At 69.5% G+C, this 15,813-nt stretch carries 19 protein-coding genes; 13 read left to right on the top strand and 6 right to left on the bottom strand.

From position 1 onward, the window contains the following. Positions 1-58 precede the first annotated feature (58 nt). The gene (locus J2851_RS11765; protein WP_209766465.1) at positions 59-1,321 is read right to left on the bottom strand and encodes an ABC transporter substrate-binding protein; all 1,263 of its coding nucleotides are present in this window, start codon (positions 1,319-1,321) and stop codon (positions 59-61) included. A 123-nt stretch (positions 1,322-1,444) separates the two neighbouring features. Between J2851_RS11765 and J2851_RS11760 the strand changes: the two genes are divergently transcribed. Beyond that, positions 1,445-2,851, top strand: coding sequence for a galactosyltransferase-related protein (locus J2851_RS11760; RefSeq protein WP_209766464.1), 1,407 nt, complete (start codon positions 1,445-1,447; stop codon positions 2,849-2,851). Positions 2,852-2,854: 3 nt separating this feature from the next. Here J2851_RS11760 and J2851_RS11755 read toward each other — a convergent pair whose 3' ends face one another. Further along, positions 2,855-3,208, bottom strand: coding sequence for a carboxymuconolactone decarboxylase family protein (locus J2851_RS11755; protein WP_209766463.1), 354 nt, complete (start codon positions 3,206-3,208; stop codon positions 2,855-2,857). A 129-nt stretch (positions 3,209-3,337) separates the two neighbouring features. On the opposite strand from J2851_RS11755, the gene J2851_RS11750 reads away from it, so the two are divergent. Together J2851_RS11750 and J2851_RS11745 are read left to right on the top strand one after the other, a co-directional pair. Beyond that, positions 3,338-4,060, top strand: coding sequence for an endonuclease III domain-containing protein (locus J2851_RS11750; protein ID WP_209766462.1), 723 nt, complete (start codon positions 3,338-3,340; stop codon positions 4,058-4,060). A gap of 91 nt (positions 4,061-4,151) precedes the next feature. After that, positions 4,152-4,394, top strand: a complete 243-nt coding sequence (locus J2851_RS11745) for a DUF1178 family protein (protein ID WP_209766461.1) — start codon at positions 4,152-4,154, stop codon at positions 4,392-4,394. Between the two features lie 10 nt (positions 4,395-4,404). On the opposite strand, the gene J2851_RS11740 is transcribed toward J2851_RS11745, so the two are convergent. Beyond that, complete coding sequence (locus J2851_RS11740; RefSeq protein ID WP_307419493.1) at positions 4,405-5,274, bottom strand: peptidoglycan-binding domain-containing protein; 870 nt, start codon at positions 5,272-5,274, stop codon at positions 4,405-4,407. A 294-nt stretch (positions 5,275-5,568) separates the two neighbouring features. Here J2851_RS11740 and J2851_RS11735 point away from each other — a divergent pair, with 294 nt between their 5' ends. Then, positions 5,569-5,829 carry a hypothetical protein gene (locus tag J2851_RS11735; protein WP_209766459.1) on the top strand — a complete coding sequence of 87 codons (261 nt, stop codon included), beginning with the start codon at positions 5,569-5,571 and terminating at the stop codon, positions 5,827-5,829. A 4-nt stretch (positions 5,830-5,833) separates the two neighbouring features. Here J2851_RS11735 and J2851_RS11730 read toward each other — a convergent pair whose 3' ends face one another. Together J2851_RS11730 and J2851_RS11725 are read right to left on the bottom strand one after the other, a co-directional pair. Continuing rightward, positions 5,834-6,244: a hypothetical protein gene (locus tag J2851_RS11730; RefSeq protein ID WP_209766458.1), complete on the bottom strand. Its 411-nt coding sequence runs from the start codon at positions 6,242-6,244 to the stop codon at positions 5,834-5,836. Between the two features lie 7 nt (positions 6,245-6,251). After that, positions 6,252-7,685, bottom strand: coding sequence for a GH1 family beta-glucosidase (locus J2851_RS11725; protein ID WP_209766457.1), 1,434 nt, complete (start codon positions 7,683-7,685; stop codon positions 6,252-6,254). Positions 7,686-7,844: 159 nt separating this feature from the next. On the opposite strand from J2851_RS11725, the gene J2851_RS11720 reads away from it, so the two are divergent. The 6 genes from J2851_RS11720 to J2851_RS11695 all read left to right on the top strand — a co-directional run bounded on the left by J2851_RS11720 (position 7,845) and on the right by J2851_RS11695 (position 12,084). Further along, positions 7,845-8,039 (top strand): twin transmembrane helix small protein, encoded by a 195-nt coding sequence (locus J2851_RS11720; protein WP_209766456.1) that lies wholly within the window; start codon positions 7,845-7,847, stop codon positions 8,037-8,039. Positions 8,040-8,059: 20 nt separating this feature from the next. Next, the gene (locus J2851_RS11715; protein WP_209766455.1) at positions 8,060-8,629 is read left to right on the top strand and encodes a cob(I)yrinic acid a,c-diamide adenosyltransferase; all 570 of its coding nucleotides are present in this window, start codon (positions 8,060-8,062) and stop codon (positions 8,627-8,629) included. 157 nt (positions 8,630-8,786) lie between these two features. Further along, positions 8,787-9,536: an electron transfer flavoprotein subunit beta/FixA family protein gene (locus J2851_RS11710; protein WP_209766454.1), complete on the top strand. Its 750-nt coding sequence runs from the start codon at positions 8,787-8,789 to the stop codon at positions 9,534-9,536. Between the two features lies 1 nt (position 9,537). Next, positions 9,538-10,473 carry an electron transfer flavoprotein subunit alpha/FixB family protein gene (locus J2851_RS11705; protein ID WP_209766453.1) on the top strand — a complete coding sequence of 312 codons (936 nt, stop codon included), beginning with the start codon at positions 9,538-9,540 and terminating at the stop codon, positions 10,471-10,473. 41 nt (positions 10,474-10,514) lie between these two features. After that, entirely contained in the window at positions 10,515-11,393 is an 879-nt protein-coding gene (locus J2851_RS11700; RefSeq protein ID WP_209766452.1) for a 3-hydroxybutyryl-CoA dehydrogenase, read from the top strand. 130 nt (positions 11,394-11,523) lie between these two features. Further along, on the top strand, positions 11,524-12,084 hold the full coding sequence (locus J2851_RS11695; RefSeq protein ID WP_209766451.1) for a DUF4142 domain-containing protein: 561 nt from the start codon (positions 11,524-11,526) through the stop codon (positions 12,082-12,084). 97 nt (positions 12,085-12,181) lie between these two features. Here the strand turns inward: J2851_RS11695 and J2851_RS11690 are convergent, their stop codons facing one another. Then, a complete protein-coding gene (locus J2851_RS11690; protein WP_307419498.1) occupies positions 12,182-12,796 on the bottom strand; it encodes a TlpA family protein disulfide reductase in 615 nt (204 codons plus the stop codon). 72 nt (positions 12,797-12,868) lie between these two features. Here J2851_RS11690 and argH point away from each other — a divergent pair, with 72 nt between their 5' ends. The 3 genes from argH to lysA are packed head-to-tail and all read left to right on the top strand — an operon-like array spanning position 12,869 to position 15,749. Continuing rightward, a complete protein-coding gene (gene argH, locus J2851_RS11685) occupies positions 12,869-14,305 on the top strand; it encodes an argininosuccinate lyase (protein WP_209766449.1) in 1,437 nt (478 codons plus the stop codon). Further along, a complete protein-coding gene (locus J2851_RS11680) occupies positions 14,302-14,487 on the top strand; it encodes a hypothetical protein (protein WP_209766448.1) in 186 nt (61 codons plus the stop codon). Before argH ends, J2851_RS11680 begins: the two co-directional genes overlap by 4 nt. Further along, positions 14,484-15,749, top strand: coding sequence for a diaminopimelate decarboxylase (gene lysA / locus J2851_RS11675; protein WP_209766447.1), 1,266 nt, complete (start codon positions 14,484-14,486; stop codon positions 15,747-15,749). The genes J2851_RS11680 and lysA overlap by 4 nt, the downstream gene beginning before the upstream one ends. The last annotated feature ends 64 nt before the right edge of the window (positions 15,750-15,813 follow it).

Raw genomic sequence — 15,813 nt, 5'->3', positions numbered from 1 at the left:
AACCGGCCTTCGGCCGCCGGCTTCGAGCCCCAGAGGGGAGAGGGAATCTGGAGCGTGCTTACCCCCGCTTGCCCCAGCCCGGCGCCGGGAAGACCGGCTCCATCTCGGCCGACTCCTTCGGAAGCACGACGGTCGGGCGCAGGTTGCGGTTTTGCACGCAGGCGGAGATCAGCTGCGTGTTCTGGCCCTTCTCGTCGAAGGTGATCGCCGGGCCGACCATCATCTTGTCCTTCAGGTTGGTCTGGCGCAGCGCGGCCAGCATGGCGGCCGGCTCCGCCGTCCCGGCGCGCTTGAAGGCGTCGGCGGCGACCAGGATGGCCTCCAGCGTGAAGGCGACGTTGAAGGCGTAGCCCTCGAAGCGGTCGTTCGGGTACTGCTTCTTGAAGGCCGCCTCGACGCGCTTGGTCAGCTCGGCCTTGGGGTCGTACCAGGGCAGGTTGGTGATGGCGTAGTCGGCGTACTTGCCCAGCACCTTGTAGAACTGCTCGTCATACAGGCCGGGCGAGCCGGGGGAGACGATGCCCTTGGGCTCCCACCGCTGCTTGACCATCTCGCGCACCATCATGATGGCGTCGTTGGCGCGGGTGGTGACGATGGCAAGCTCGGCGCCGGTGCCCTTGGCCTTGGCGACCTCCACCGACAGATCCTGCGCCTTCGGGTCGTAGGAGATCGAATCGACGATGGTGAAGGGCATGTCCAGCTTCGGGAAGAAGGCGTCCATCGCCTGGCGGTTCGCCATGCCGAAGGTGTCGTTGGCGTGCAGGAACACCGCCGTCTTCGGCGTGGTGCCGGTGGCCGCGAACAGGTCCTTCATCAGCGCCAGCCCATTGGTGATGAGCATGGTGGAGGTCGGGAAATTGCGGAAGACGGTCTTGTAGCCCTGCTCCGTCAGACGGTCGGCGGCGGCGATGTTCATCACCAGCGGGATGCCGCGCTGCTCGCACACCTGGGCGGCGGCGGCGGTCTGGCCGCTGTCGAAGGCGCCGATGATGACGTTGGCCCCGTCGTTGATCAGCTTCTCCGCGCGGGAGCGGGCGACGTCCACGTTCGATTCGGTGTCGGCCGACAGGATCTCGACCTTGTAGCCCAGCTCGCCCAGGATGGCCGGCGCGATCTCCGCGCCGCGCTGGCAGGCTTGGCCGGCTTGCGCCAGCAGGCCGGAGCGCGGCAGCAGAACGCCGACCTTCAGAGTCGTGCCCTGCGCAAAGGCAGGCGCCCGGCCGAAAGCGGCCAGCGCGCCGACAGCCGCAGCGGCGGTGCCGAACTGGCGGCGGGTGAGTCCTCCCGTGGAACCATTCTTGCTGTTGATGTCGTCGTTCATTGTCGGACGTTTCCCTAGGGCGTTATCGTGGAGCGGATGATTTCCCCTCCGGGGGTGTCGTGTCAAAGTGGAATCACCCCTCTTGCCTCCCTTCAGGGCATACCCGCGTACGGACCGGACCGCATGGCGACCATCCAGGAAGCGCTCGACGCCGCGCTCGATCATCTCAAGGCCGGCCGGCGGGTCGAGGCGCGCATCCTCTACGGCCGCATCCGGGATGCCGACCCCGACAACGCGGAGGCTCTGCACCGGCTGGGCCTGCTGACCGCGCTGGAGGGCGACGCGGCCACGGGGCTGGAGCTGATCGCCCGCTCCGTCGCCCTGGACGACACCGACGCCGACGCACACTTCAACCTCGGCGCGCTGCTGCATGTCGAGCTGCGGACGGAGGAGGCGATCGCCAGCTACCGCCGCGCGCTGGAGCGTAGAGCGGACTTTCCCGACGCCGAATACCACCTCAGCGAGGCGCTCCAGGCCATCGGCCGCATCGGGGAGGCGCTGGACGTGCTGGGCCCCCTGCTGGCCCGCCACCCGCATTTCGCCCCCGGCTGGCGGCAAAAGGGCGACATTGAGGCCGACCTCGGGCGCCCCGGCGCCGCGGTGGATTTCTACGAGATGGCCCTGGCGCTCGATCCGGACGACCGCGCCGCGCGGGACCGGCAGGTCGCGCAGGCCGCGGCCTTCGCCGCGCGCCGCGGAGTCCTCGACGGGCGCGGGATGGACGGCCGCCTGGACCTGCGCGACGTGACCTTCCTGATCCCCTTCCGCGCCGACAGCGAGGACCGCAAGCGCAACCTGCGCTGGATCGTCTCCTTCATCCGGAAGCACGCCGACACCACCATCCTGGTGGGCGAGGACAAGGCGGGGCCGAGCGACCTGGGCGACGCGCTGGGGCCGGACCTCGCCGCGCGCGTGCGCCACCTGCATCTGACCGGCAACGACACCCCCTTCACCCACAAGGCCCACCTGGTCAACCGCATGGCGGAGGCGGCGCAGACGCCCATCGTCGCCCTGCACGACACGGACATCGTCGTCGACCCGGTGCAGTACGCGCTGGCCCGCGACGCGGTGAGGGGCGGGGCCGCCATGGCCTTCCCCTACAACGGCCTGTTCTTCTGGGTGCTGGGGCGGGAGGTGCACCGCTTCGGCCACACGCTGTCGGCGGCCCCGCTGAACGCGCTGTGCCCGCGCTTTCCCCTGATGCACCGCAACTCCCCGGGCGGCGGAGCCTTCTTCGACCGCGCGACCCTGCTGGAATCCGGCGGCTACAACGAGAATTTCGTGTCCTGGGGGTTTGAAGACGACGAGATCGTGGAGCGGCTGCGCCGCCTCGGCCTGGGGGTGGAGCGGGTGCCCGGCCCGCTCTACCACCTGGAACATGCCCGGCCGGAGAACTCCACCGACCAGAACCCCTTCATCGCGGCCAACAAGGCGGAGCTGGAGCGCATCCGCGCGCTGGACGCGGACAGCCTGCGCGCCGACATCGCCGCCGGGCGCCTGCGCCGCCCGCTGTTCTCCAGCGCCGGGTAGCCCCTACCCCACCTTCTGCTCGGCGAACTGGTCAAACGCCTCCGCCGCCATGGCGGCGTACATCACCGACGGGCCGGCGCCCATGTAGATCGCCATGCCCAGCGTCTCCATCACCTCCTCCCGGGTGGCGCCGTTCTGCACCGCCGCCTGGGCGTGGAAGGCGACGCAGGCGTCGCAGCGGGCGGCCACGCCGATGGCGAGCGCGATCAGCTCCTTCGTCTTGGTGTCGAGCGCCTTCGCCTCCAGCGCCGCCTTGGCGATGGCCGAAAACCCCTTCATCACGTCCGGCGCCCCGCCACGCAGGGTGCGCACCGCGGCCGACATGTCGACCGTCATCTGCGGCCAATCCTGGACCATAGACTCCTCCGCCTCTTAATTAGTCTTCTCTAATATACAGCACCCGCTGCCCGTTGGAAAGAGGCTTGGAGCAACGAGCCCCGCCGCGGTGTTTCGAAGGTCAGGATTTCATTGCAGTCCGGCCCGACCATGCCCCCGCGCCCCGTGCCTCCGCGCCCGATCATCGTCACCGCCGACAAGGTGACTACCGACAAGGAGCCATTCGACATCGACGAGGCGTTCCGCCGCCTGCGCCTCGCCGTCGCCGACCTGCCGAAGGCGGCGATGTTCGCCCTGCGCGACCGCGGCTACGGCAGCCCGTTCGAGCAGCTGGTGGGAAGCCTGATCTCCGCCCGCACGCGGGACGAGACGACGATCGTCGTGTGCGAACGCCTGTTCGCCGTCGCCCGGACGCCGCAGGATATGGCTGTGCTGAGCGAGGCGGAACTGGTGCGCCTGCTGAACGGCGCCACCTTTCCGGAGCCGAAGGCGCGCGACATCCTGGCGCTGTCCCGCCGCATCGTCGTGGAGCATGGCGGGGAGGTGCCCGACACGCCGGACCGCCTGATGGCCTTCCGCGGAGTCGGCCCGAAGATCGCCGCCCTGACCCTGGCCGTCGGGTTCGGCATCCCGGCTGTGGCGGTGGACGTGCACGTGCACCGGATCACCAACCGCTGGGGCTATGTCGCGGCCCCGACGCCGGAGCGCACCATGGTGGCGCTGATGGAGGCACTGCCCCATCCCTATTGGGTGGAAATCAACGAGCGGCTGGTGCCCTTCGGCAAGTGGATCTGCACGGGCGAACGCCCGCGCTGCTCGACCTGCGTCCTGCTGTCCATGTGCCGGCAGGTCGGCGTGACCACACACCGATGATGGCGCACCGGTGATTTGACTCAAATCATCGCAACGGGGGCCGCGGCGCGGTCTTTATCCGACGGTCCTCACCGGTCAGGAAACCTTCGCGATGATCGTCTACGCCCTGCGTTGCTCCTGCGGCCACGAGTTCGACCAGTGGTTCGAGAACATGGCCGACTATGACGCCAAGAAGGCCTCCGGCCTCGCCTGCCCGTCCTGCGGCGGGGCCGAGGTGTCGAAGGCCATCATGGCCCCACGAGTCGGCAAGGCCCCGTCGGTGCCCGCCCCGATGCCGGCCTGCAACCCGGCCGGCTGCGGCAACGCCATGTGCCCGATGTCGCAGATGGCGTGAGAGGGGCGGCCTAACGCCGCCCGCGCCCGCCGCTGGTCAGGGGCGGCAGGGATCCGGTGGTCAGCTCCTCGCGGCGCTTGCCGCCGAAGCTCGGCTCGCGGCGGACGTCCCGCGGCGCCTCGTCGCGTGGGGCGTTCCTCGGGGCCGAGGAGGCCCGGCCGCTGCGCCACCAGCCGAAGCCGATGCCGCCCACGGTCAGGGCGAGCACGCCCATCACGATGTAGCGCAGGCTGTTGGTCGCCCAGGCCGGCAGCAGCGATCCGCTGTCGGCCGGCGGCTCGACCACCGGGACCGGCTGGCCGGACGGAGTCGTGGCCGACACGCTGGCCCGCGGCGCTGCCTGCGGCACCGGCCCCTGCGAGGCACTGCCGGACGATGCGCTGCTGGACGGCGCGCTGTTGGACGCCGTGGCGCTGGACGGGGTGCCGGAGGACGCGGCGCCGCTGGAATGGCTGCTGGTGGCGGGCGGGCCGGCGCTGAACTGGGCGCCGCCGGCGAACTCGCCGTTGCCGCTGTCGATTCGCTGCGTCGGGGCGGCGCGCGGCACGACCTCGCGCTGCGGCTCCCGCGGGGCTTGGCCCGGCCCGCCGCCGCCGATCTTCTGCTGGGCGAGGTTGCCGACGGTCGGCGCCGCCTTGTTCTGCCGTTCGCCCATCATCTTGTCGATGGTCGCCTTGTCGAGCTGGCCGGTCGCCGGCAGCCCGTGGGCGGCCTGGTACTTGGACAGCGCCGCTTTGGTCTGCGGGTGCATCGTGCCGTTGGCGCGGCCGCCGATGTCGTAGCCCTTCTCCTTCAGGATGGTCTGCGCCCACTGGATGTCGGCGGCCGACTGCGCCAGCGCCGGCGCCACTCCCAGCACCCCACCCGCGAGAACCGGCACCACAACCGCCAGCGCGGCCGCGCGACGCGCGCGACTCCAGAACGCGCGGCGCGCGCGATGCGAACCACCCGACATGCCTTCCTCCGTCCGACAGACCGAACCAAATCGCCGATGCGAATTAGTGTTACCAGATTGCGGCGGATTTCCGGGCGCGATTTTTGTGCGCCTGCGTTGCGTCCGCTCCAGAATACCGCATCCGAATCATCCCGTGGGATTGCGCATATTCCTCTTCCGTTAACCTTCGCGCGGACAAAATCGTGGTAATTTGGTGCCGTTGGGACAGGAGGCCGGGCCATGGCGACGCTGAGGTTTGCAGTTCTGCTGGGCGGCGCCCTGACGCTGACCGCCTGCGGGAGCACCCCGACCTACCGGGAATGGACGGCGACGGAGGGCACGGCGACCGTCGCCTTCGACGAATGCACCGACCAGGTGGACACCACCATGCGGCTGCGCGGCTATCCCTACCGCCCCCTGCCGGAAACGCCGCAGTTCAAGTACCGCAAGGAAATCTTCGCCCAATGCATGCGCCGCAAGGGCTATTCCGCCGACGATTGACCGCTCAGTGGGCCGGTGCCCCGAAGCGCAGGTACAGCAGCACCCCGATCAGCGACCCGATCAGGATCACCGTGACGTAGAATCGCAGCGGCAGTGGCACTTTCTCCCCCGCCCGCTTCGCCGTGCTGCGCGCCGGCTTCGGCGCCGGCTTGACCCGGCCGCCTTGCCCGCCTTTCCGGGTGGGGTCGTACAGTTCGATGAGCGTCCAGTTGAACTCCAGCCCTTCGAAATCCGCCCCGGCGTTGTGGTCGAGCTGGATCAGGCGGAAATAGGCCCGCGGGTTGACCCGCACCATCAGCTCGAAGCGGGCGCGGGCGTGGTCCAGATCCTCGCCAACTTCCAGCGTCTTCCAGCCCCTGCCGCGCGCCTTCTGGATGGCGAAACGGGTGGGTTGAGGGTGCGGGTGCGGCGCCATCCGGCCTCTACACCGACGGCACGCCGTTCTTGCGGATCACGTCGGCGTACCAGTGATAGCTGGCCTTGGGCGTGCGCGTCATGGTCTGGCGGTCCACCTGGACGAGGCCGAAGTGCCGCCGGTAGCCCTCCGCCCATTCGAAGTTGTCGAGCAGGGTCCAGACGAACCAGCCCTTCAGGTTCGCCCCCTCGTCGATGGCCTTGCGGGCGAACAGCAGGTGGTCGCGGATGAAGCGGATGCGGTCGCCGTCCTCCACCTTGCCCTGCGGCCCGACGCTGTCGGGATAGTCGGCGCCGTTTTCCGCCACATAGACGGGCGGGTTGCCGTATTCTTGCTGAAGCTCGCTCAGGATCTCGGCCAGCCCGTCGGGCTCCACCGGCCATTCCATGCCGGTGCGGCGGGTGCCCTCGGGCGCGGAGCCGTAGCCGGTGCCGAACAGCCCGCCGGGATCGGGCTGCTGGTGCATGCGGCTGTAGTAGTTGAGTCCCAGGAAGTCGATGGGCTGGTGGATCGTCTCCAGATCGCCGGCCTTGACCAGCGGGGCGAAGCCGTCGCGCAGCAGTTCCGGGTATTCGCCCCGCATCAGCGGGTCGAGGCAGGCGCGGTTCCACGCCGCGTCCCACATCAGCGAGGACTCATAGTTGGCGTCCAGCCCGCCGACCGGCCAGACCGGCTGGAGCGACAGCACCGTGCCCAGTTGCCAGCCCTTACCGCCACCCATGGCACGCAGCGCTTTCAGCGCCGTGCCCTGCGCCAGGTTCTGGTGGTGGATCGCCTTGAAGTAGTTGGCCTTGCCGGTCATCCCCGGCGCGTGCACGCCCAGCCCGTGCCCGAAGATCGCGACGACGGAGGGCTCGTTCAGCATGCACCAGTGCTTGGCGCGGTCGCCGATGCGCCCGGCGACGATCTGCGCGTAGTCGGCGAACCATCCCGCGATGTCGCGGTTGGTCCAGCCCCCCTTGTCCTGGAGCGCCTGCGGCAGGTCCCAATGGAACAGGCAGGGCCAGGGCTCGATCCCCTTGGCCAGCAACGCGTCGGTCAGCCGGTCGTAGAAGTCCAGCCCCTTGTCGTTCGGCGCCCCCGCGCCCGCCGGCTGGACGCGCGGCCACGCGACGGAGAATCGGTAGGCCCGCATGCCCGCGCGGGCCATCAGATCCACATCCTCGGCGTAGCGGTTGTAATGGTCGCAGGCGACGTCCCCGGTGTCGCCGTTCGCCACCTTGCCGTAGGCGTGGCTGAATGTGTCCCACACGCTGGGGCCGCGTCCATCAGCGGTCACCGCCCCCTCGATCTGGTAGGAGGAGGTGGAGCAGCCCCACAGGAACCCCTTCGGGAATTCCGTCACCGTCCCCGCCTGGGCCAGCGCCGGCACCGGCCGCGCGCCGGCGACGGACGCCAGTCCGGCCGCCGCTGCCGCCTTCAGGAAACTCCGCCGCCGCATCCGCCGATTCCTTCCTCGCTCACGCCTGCCGGCGTCACCCAATCCGCGTCAATGTAAGGAGGACGCGGGAAGACGCAACCATGTGATGGAGGCGCTCGTGTCGCCGGGGCTCGCGTTGCCGGGATAGGCGGCAGCCCCCCGCCGCGCTATATTGGTGGGATGAACGGAATCGTCGCCATCCTCCTGATCCTCGCGCTCGGCGCCGTCGTCGCCTCCCTGTTCGTCGGGCTGTTCTTCATGGCGCGGGGCGGCCAGGGCGATTCGCGCAAGTCGAACAAGGCGATGCGGCTTCGCGTCGCGCTCCAGGGCGTGGCGCTGGTCCTGTTCCTGATCGCCATCCTGACCCAAGCCTAGGGATTCCGCCGGACCGCTCCATGGTGAAACTGACCCGAATCTACACCCGCGGCGGCGACAAGGGGGAGACGTCGCTGGGCGACGGTTCCCGCGTGCCCAAGCACGACCTGCGCGTCGCCGCCTACGGCACGGTGGACGAGGCCAACGCGGCGGTCGGGCTGGCCCGGCTGCACACGGCCGATCTGCCGGACGTCGACGCCATGCTGGCGCGCATCCAGAACGACCTGTTCGACCTGGGCGCCGACCTCTGCACGCCGGAGGAGCCGGACCCAAAATACCCGCCGCTCCGCGTCCTGGAGTCGCAGGTGGACCGGCTGGAGGCGGAGATCGACGCGCTGAACGCAGATCTCAGCCCCCTCACCTCCTTCATCCTGCCCGGCGGCTCGCCGGCGGCGGCGCACCTGCATCTGGCCCGCACGGTCGTGCGCCGCGCCGAACGGCACATCACGGAGCTGGCGGGGCTGGAGCCGGTGAACCCGGCCGCGGTGAAATACGTCAACCGCCTGTCCGACCACCTGTTCGTGCTGAGCCGTGCGGTCAACGGCAACGGGGCCGGCGACGTGCTGTGGGTGCCGGGCGCAAACCGTTGATCCTAAATGGTGGCGTTACCCTGGGGCCTTCGCACCTGCGGCACGGGCGGCGTTGACAGCCAATAGCACAAATCCTATGGTCGCAGCGCTGTCACAGCTGCCCGATTCGGCGCTCGGCCTGAAGGCGCGCCAGGAAAATTGAAGAAAAGGGTGGGATATGAAGGTCCTCGTCCCGGTCAAGCGGGTGGTCGATTACAACGTCAAGATCCGCGTCAAGGCGGACGGCTCGGGCGTTGAGACCGCCAACGTGAAGATGAGCATGAACCCCTTCGACGAGATCGCCGTCGAAGAGGCGGTACGCCTGAAGGAAGCCGGCAAGGCGACCGAGGTCATCGTGGTCTCCGTCGGCCCGACCGCCGCGCAGGAGACGCTGCGCACCGCGCTCGCCATGGGCGCCGACCGCGGCATCCTGGTGCAGACCGACGCGGAGACCCAGCCGCTGGCCGTCGCCAAGGTGCTGAAGGCGCTGGTCGAGAAGGAAGGCCCGACGCTGGTCATCCTCGGCAAGCAGGCGATCGACGACGACTGCAACCAGACCGGCCAGATGCTCGCAGCACTGCTGGGCTGGCCGCAGGGCACCTTCGCCTCCAAGGTCGTGCCCGGCGAGGGTGCGGTGACCGTCACCCGCGAGATCGACGGCGGCCTGGAGACGGTGGAGCTGAAGCTGCCGGCCGTGGTCACCGCGGATCTCCGCCTGAACGAGCCGCGCTACGCCTCGCTGCCCAACATCATGAAGGCCAAGAAGAAGCCGATCGACACCGTCACGCCCGACAGCCTGGGCGTCGACGTGGCGCCGCGGCTGAAGACGCTGAAGGTCGCCGAGCCGGCCAAGCGCAAGGCCGGCGTGAAGGTGGCCGACGTCGCCGCCCTGGTCGACAAGCTGAAAAACGATGCGCGGGTGATCTGACATGGCCATTCTCGTCATTGCCGAACACGACAACGCCGCGCTGAAGCCCGCCACGCTGAACGCGGTCACCGCCGCCGCCAAGATCGGGGGCGACATCCACCTGCTGGTCGCCGGCCAGGGGGCCCAGGCCGTCGCCGACGCCGCGTCCAAGGTGGCCGGCGTGTCCAAGGTGCTGCTGGCCGACGACGCGGCCTATGCCCACGCCCTGCCGGAGAACCTCGCCCCGCTGGTCGTCGGCCTCGCCAAGAGCTACGGCCACGTGCTGGCCGCGGCGACGTCGGAGGGCAAGAACCTGCTGCCGCGCGTGGCCGCCCTGCTGGACGTCGCGGCGATCTCCGACATCACCGGCGTCGTTTCCGCCGACACCTTCGAGCGGCCGATCTACGCCGGCAACGCCATCGCCACGGTGCAGTCCTCGGACGCCATCAAGGTGATCACCGTGCGCACCACCGCCTTTGAGGCCGCCGCCACCGGCGGCTCCGCGGCGGTTGAGAACGTCGCCGGCACGGGCGACGCGGGCAGCGCCAAGTTCGTCGGCCAGGAGCTGACGAAGTCGGAGCGTCCGGAGCTGACCCAGGCCAAGATCGTCGTGTCCGGCGGCCGCGGCATGCAGTCGGGTGAGAACTTCAAGCTTCTGGAAGCGCTGGCCGACAAGCTCGGCGCCGCGGTCGGCGCCAGCCGCGCGGCGGTCGACGCGGGCTTCGTTCCCAACGACTACCAGGTCGGGCAAACCGGCAAGATCGTGGCGCCGGAGCTGTACATCGCCGTCGGCATCTCGGGTGCCATCCAGCACCTCGCCGGCATGAAGGACAGCAAGGTCATCGTCGCGATCAACAAGGATGAGGAAGCGCCCATCTTCCAAGTGGCGGACTACGGTCTGGTCGCCGACCTCTTCAAGGCGGTGCCGGAGCTGACCGACGCGCTCGGCAAGGCGTAAGTCGGTCCCACGTCCCACCAACCACGCGCGGGGAAGCTCACATGTCCACGATCAAGAAGATTGGCGTGATCGGTGCCGGCCAGATGGGCAGTGGCATTGCCCACGTCTGCGCCCAGGCGGGTTACGAGGTCATCATCTCCGACATCAGCCCGGAGATCCTGCAGAAGTCGGTCGCCGGCATCTCCAAGAACATGGACCGTCAGGTCCAGAAGGGGAAGCTGACGGAGGCCGACAAGGATGCCGCGCTGGCCCGCATTTCCACCGGCTCCGACCTGTCGGTCTTCGGCGACGCCGACCTCGTCGTCGAGGCGGCGACGGAGAACGAGGCGCTGAAGCGCGAGATCTTCAAGAAGCTGGTCCCCAACCTGAAGCCCGAGGCGCTGATCGCGACGAACACCTCGTCGATCTCGATCACTCGCCTCGCGGCCTCGACCGACCGGCCGTCGAAGTTCATGGGCATGCACTTCATGAACCCGGTGCCGGTGATGCAGCTGGTCGAGCTGATCCGCGGCATCGCGACCGACGAGGCGACCTTCGCCGCCGTCGCCGAGCTGACCGCCAACATCGGCAAGACCGCGGCGGTGGCCGAGGACTTCCCGGCCTTCATCGTCAACCGCATCCTGCTGCCGATGATCAACGAGGCGGTCTACACCCTTTATGAGGGCGTGGGCGGCGTGTCGGCCATCGACACCGCGCTGAAGCTGGGCGCCAACCACCCGATGGGCCCGCTGGAGCTGGCCGACTTCATCGGCCTGGACACCTGCCTGGCGGTCATGCAGGTCCTCTACGAGGGTCTGGCCGACAGCAAGTACCGCCCCTGCCCGCTGCTGGTGAAGTACGTCGAGGCCGGCTGGGTCGGCCGCAAGGTCGGCCGCGGCTTCTACGACTACTCCAAGAACCCGCCGGTTCCGACCCGCTAACGGTCGGTCCGCGAGGGCTGAAAACGAAAAACCCGCCCCGGGACACCGCGGCGGGTTTTTCTTTGCGGAACCGCCGAGCCCCCGCTCTGTTCGTCCCGACAAGACCTTTCTTCAGGCGGGGGAATGGACGATGCGGCGTGCCCTCATCTCGGCGGTGCTTCTGATGTCCCTGGGTCCTGTGGCGCTGGCCCAGCAACCGCTGCCGCTCTCCCGCCAGGAACGGAACTTCATCAGCGAGGCGCTGGCCGACAGCATGGCGGAGCGGGCGCTCGGCAAGCTGGCGCAGGACCGTGCGGAAACCGAATCCGTCCGCCGCTTCGCCCGCCGCGTGGTCGATGAGCATGGCCCGGTGGCCGACCGTCTCGTCGACATGGCCCAGCGCCACGACATCCCGATCCCGCGGGAACTGAACCCGGCCGCCCGCGCCCATCTGGCGAGCCTGCGCGACACGCCCGAGGAGTCCTTCGACCGCCGCTACATCGCCGCGGAGGAGGAAACCCACGCCCGCGCCATCAAGCTGTTCGAAGCCCAGGCCGAGCGCGACGGCGAAACCGCCGCCTTCGCCCGCGAGACCCTGCCCATGCTGCACGCCCATTTCGAGGACGCCCGCGCCATCGCCCGCGACCTGTCCCGCCGCCCGGCCCCACCGCAGAGCCAAGCACCGCCGGGGGTGTCGGGGTCGTCGGAGTGATCCATGAATTTTCACCACCAAGACACCAAGGCACCAAGGATCCTCGCACCCGGCACGGCGTGGACTCTTGGTGCCTTGGTGTCTTGGTGGTGAATCCTCATCCCCCCGTCTTCAGCACTCCGCCCCGCGTGTCCCGCGCCGGACCACTGCCGCGGCCCATGTGCTTGCGCAGGAAGGCGACGACCTCCGGCGAGTCCCATTCCACCGCGCCTTCGATGCGGCCGAGTTCGCGGCCCTCCTGATCGACCAGCAGGGTGGTCGGCAGGCCGCGCAGGGACAGCGCCTGCATGCTGCTGCTCGACGGGTCGAGGTAGAGCCCCAGGTTGCTCACGCCGATCTTCTGGTAGAAGGGCTGCACCTGGTCCTTGCCGCCGCGGTCCACCGACAGGGCGACCACCTGGAAGCCCTCGCCGCCCAATTGCGCCTGGAGGCGGTCGAGTGCCGGCATTTCCTTGACGCAGGGCGCGCACCAGGTCGCCCACAGGTTCAGCAGGACCAGCTTGTCCTTGAACTCCGACACATCCACCCGGCGCCCCTCCCCGTCCAGGAAGGACAGCGGCGGCATCGGCTTCGGCGCTTCGGCGGAGCGGTACTTGTCCAGCCCGACCATGGCGACCCCAGGCTCCGCACCGCCGGGCTTGCCGAGCACCGTGACCGGCGGCGCCGAGGGTCCGGCAAGTGCTGCCCACAGGCCGCCGCCCGCCAGACTCACACAAAGGATTGCGGTGGCCGCCAAAGTCCGCATACTCACGCTCCAAGCCCTCCCACCGTGATCTTGTCCATCATGAGCGCCGAACAGCCAAAGCCGCCAGCCCATTCCGCAGCCACTGCCGCGCACCCTGCCGCCAGCCAGATGTGGGGTGGCCGCTTCGCGCGCGGCCCCGCCGCCATCATGGAGAAGATCAACGCCTCCATCGGTTTCGACAAGCGTCTTGCCGACCAGGACATCGCCGGCTCCAAGGCGCACGCCGCCATGCTGGCGAAGCAGGGCATCATCACCCAGGCCGACGCCGACGCGATCCGCGCCGGGCTCGACCGCGTGAAGGAAGAGATCGACTCCGGGGCCTTCACCTTCAAGGTGGAGCTGGAGGACATCCACATGAATGTGGAGGCGCGGCTGGCCGAGCTGATCGGCGAGCCGGCCAAGCGCCTGCACACCGGCCGCTCGCGCAACGACCAGGTGGCGACCGACTTCAAGCTGTGGGTCCGCGACGCGCTCGACCGCGCCGACCAGGGGCTGAAGGCGCTCCAGGCCGCGCTGATCGACCTTGCGGAGAAGCACACCGACACGGTGATGCCCGGCTTCACCCACCTGCAGGCCGCGCAGCCGGTCAGCTTCGGCCACCATCTGCTGGCCTATGTGGAGATGTTCGGGCGCGACCGCGGCCGGCTGCGCGACGCCCGCGCCCGGCTGAACGAATGCCCGCTGGGCTCCGCCGCGCTGGCCGGCACGCCCTACCCCATCGACCGCTTCATGACGGCGGAGGCGCTCGGCTTCGACCGGCCGACGGCGAACTCGCTGGACGCCGTGTCGGACCGCGACTTCGCGCTGGAGTATCTGGCCGCCGCCAGCATCTGCGGCATGCACCTCTCCCGCTTCGCGGAGGAGATCGTGCTGTGGTGCTCCGCCCAGTTCCGCTTCATCCGGCTGACGGACGCCTTCACCACCGGCTCCTCCATCATGCCGCAGAAGAAGAACCCGGACGCGGCGGAGCTGGTGCGCGCCAAGGCCGGCCGGGTGATCGGCAGCCTGAACAGCCTTCTGGTGGCCATGAAGGGCCTGCCGCTGGCCTATTCCAAGGACATGCAGGAGGACAAGGAGCCGGTGTTCGAGGCCGACGACACGCTGGCGCTCTGCATCGCCGCCATGGAAGGCATGGTCCGCGACATGGAGCCCAACGTGCCGGCCCTGAAGGAGGCGACCGACCGCGGCTTCCTGAACGCCACCGACCTCGCCGACTGGCTGGTGCGGGAGCTGGACATGCCCTTCCGCGAGGCGCATCACGTCACCGGCCGGGCCGTCAAGCTGGCGGAGGACAAGCGCGTCGGCCTGACCGGCCTGACGTTGGAGGAGCTTCGGTCCGTCGAGCCGCGCATCACCGAGGCCGTCTTCCCGGCGCTGAGCATCGAGGCCTCGCTGGACAGCCGGCGCAGCTTCGGCGGCGCCTCCCCCGTCCGCGTGCGGGAGGCCGTGAAGGCCGCGCGGGAGCGTTTCCTGTGAGGCGCGCCCTGCTGGTGCTCGCCACCGCCGCGGTCGCGCTGACGCTCGCCGGCTGCGGCAAGAAGCCGGGCTTCGTCGACGCGCCCCAGGGCCGCGAGAACGACCGCTTCCCGCAGACCTACCCGAATCCGAAGACCGATCCGAAACCTGGCCAGCCGTCCCCCGGAGTCCGTTTCCCATGAGCGCCTTCGCCTACCGCAACGGTGTGCTGCACGCCGAATCCGTGCCGCTGCCGGCGATCGCGGCGGCCGTCGGCACGCCCTTCTACTGCTACTCCACCGCGGCGCTGGAGGCGCACTACAGCGCCTACGCCGGAGCCTTCGCGGGCCAGGACGCCGGCGTCTGCTACGCGGTGAAGGCCAACTCCAACCTGGCGGTCATCCGCACCTTCGCGCGGCTGGGCGCCGGGGCCGACGTGGTGTCGGGCGGCGAGATGCAGCGCGCGCTGGCCGGCGGCATCCCGGCCGACCGCATCGTCTTCTCCGGCGTCGGCAAGACGCGCGAGGAGATGCGCGCGGCACTCCAGGCCGGCATCCACCAGATCAACGTGGAGTCCATCCCCGAGGTGGAGGCCCTGTCGGAGGTGGCGAGCAGCCTGGGCGTGGTCGCCCCCATCGCCTTCCGCGTCAACCCGGACGTGGACGCCAAGACCCACGCCAAGATCGCGACCGGCAAGAAGGAGAACAAGTTCGGCATCGACTACGACCACGCGCGGGAGGTCTACGCCCAGGCCGCCAAGCTGCCGGGCATCAAGCCGGTGGCCATCGCCGTGCACATCGGGTCGCAGCTGACCGACCTCGCCCCCTTCCGCGCCGCCTACGAGCGGGTGGCGGCTCTGCTCCACGTCCTGCGCGAGGACGGGCACGACATCCAGCGCCTCGACCTCGGCGGCGGGCTGGGCATCACCTACAAGAACGAGACTCCGCCGGATCTGGCCGACTACGCCGCCATGGTGCGGTCGATCACCGGCAACCTCGGCTGCCGCATCACGCTGGAGCCCGGCCGCTCGCTGGTCGGCAACGCCGGCATCCTGGTGTCGAGCGTCATCTTCGTGAAGCCCGGCCTGCACCGCCGCTTCGTCATCGTCGACGCGGCGATGAACGACCTGATCCGCCCGGCCCTCTACGAGGCCTACCACGGCATCGTCCCGGTGACGGAGCCGGACCCGGCCGCCCTGAAGGAGCCCTTCGACGTGGTCGGGCCGGTCTGCGAGAGCGGCGACACCTTCGCGCTCCAGCGCCTGCTGCCGCCGCTGGGCGCGGACGATCTCGTCGCCTTCCTGTCGGCTGGCGCCTACGGCGCGGTGATGTCCTCCACCTACAACACCCGGCCGCTAATCCCGGAGGTTCTGGTGAACGGCAGCGACTTCGCCGTCATCCGCCCCCGCCCGACGGTCGAGGAAATGCTGGCCGCCGAGCGCGTGCCGGACTGGCTGAAGGCGTAAGCGAAACCCCCGTCTTCCGCCCCGCGGCGGAGGACGGGGGATGGCACCGTGACGCGCATTGGCA

Source organism: Azospirillum rugosum, assembly GCF_017876155.1.
Classification (GTDB): domain Bacteria; phylum Pseudomonadota; class Alphaproteobacteria; order Azospirillales; family Azospirillaceae; genus Azospirillum; species Azospirillum rugosum.
Note: the sequence above shows the minus strand (reverse complement) of the source record. Positions and strands in the feature narration are given on the sequence as shown.